Genomic DNA, 1,139 nt, shown 5'->3' on the forward strand with positions numbered 1-1,139 from the left:
GGCGCAAGCTGGCGTGTCACAACGAAACGGTCGCCCTCATTGGTTTCCAGCGTCACCGCATCGCCGCGCATCTCGGCAAAGCCTATATCCTTCAGGTGCGGCAGGGCGCGGTCACGCTCCCAGATGATGGCGTCGAATTCATCGGCCTGAGTTTCGGCATATTCATAGGTCCTTTCGGAGGCGCTGAACTCCTGATGCCGCTCCAGATAGTCGTAAAGCTGCGGATTCGTGTCACGATCAAGCTGCACGAACTTGCCGCCATGATTGTCGAAATATTCCAGCTTCGGACGCCCGGAATCGTCCAACCAACCCTCCAGGACCGTGACGCTGGTTTCCGTTGGATCGGGCCATTTTTCATTCGATGTGCCTTGCCGCGTGTTCGCTTGCTTTGCTTGGTCAAGCCCTTCTTGCATCTGCATCGGGATGCCGTCGCGAATGTCGCGATGCGGAGGCGTGGCGGCGTTGCCGGGGCTTAGAAGATCGACGGTGGCAGTCATCAGGCACAATCCTTTGTTCGTATTGGCCCGTTAACTGCCATTGATTCTTGTCAGCGTCATGACAGGCGGCGGCGTAGCCCATAAGCCTGCCCCATTGCGCAGCGCACTATGCTGGAGCCATGCCCGGCGCAAATTCTTCGAACTGGCCGACATCAAGGTCGTCGCCAGGAATGGAGCGCACAAGAGCAAAAGGGTCGCTGAGGAGTTCTCGCCCATCGCACTCGACGCGGTCAAACGCATGGACTTCGTCTTCGAGACCGAGCGCGACCTCACCGGCCTAAGCGCCGAGGCCCGCCAACGGCATGTCGCACCGATGATCAATGACCTGCATGACTGGATGCGATCCGAGCGCGCCCTGCGGGGCATCGCTCTCGGACGGAAAGCTTGGCTTCCCGCCAGTTTGCCACGCGGTGGAGAGCGCGCCGCATTCATGTATGCCCTGATCGTCACCGCAAATATGAATGACGTCGACCCTTAGGCCTAGCTCGTCGATGTGCTGGAAAGAATGCCGGACATGGACCTGTCGCGGTTTGGGGCCGCTCCTTTGGTAGCATAATGTGCAGCAAAGGAGACGAACTATGGGTACGCCTGCGGTGAAGGCCGTCTGCTCTGATTGAGCAAATGGTCGTAAGGCATTGCCTT

The 1,139-nt window shown here is 58.7% G+C and carries 1 protein-coding gene and 1 pseudogene; one reads left to right on the top strand and one right to left on the bottom strand.

Going from position 1 to position 1,139, the window contains the following annotated elements; genetic code table 11:
• Positions 1-497: hypothetical protein (locus ACFOMP_RS10110; protein ID WP_379030028.1), on the bottom strand; the 497-nt coding region annotated here is incomplete at its 3' end.
• Positions 498-582: 85 nt separating this feature from the next.
• Here ACFOMP_RS10110 and ACFOMP_RS10115 point away from each other — a divergent pair.
• Positions 583-972, top strand: a pseudogene (locus ACFOMP_RS10115) (IS66 family transposase); the annotation flags it as partial.
• Positions 973-1,139: the final 167 nt, after the last annotated feature.

It is taken from the genome of Paracoccus simplex (assembly GCF_042648325.1).
GTDB lineage: Bacteria > Pseudomonadota > Alphaproteobacteria > Rhodobacterales > Rhodobacteraceae > Paracoccus > Paracoccus simplex.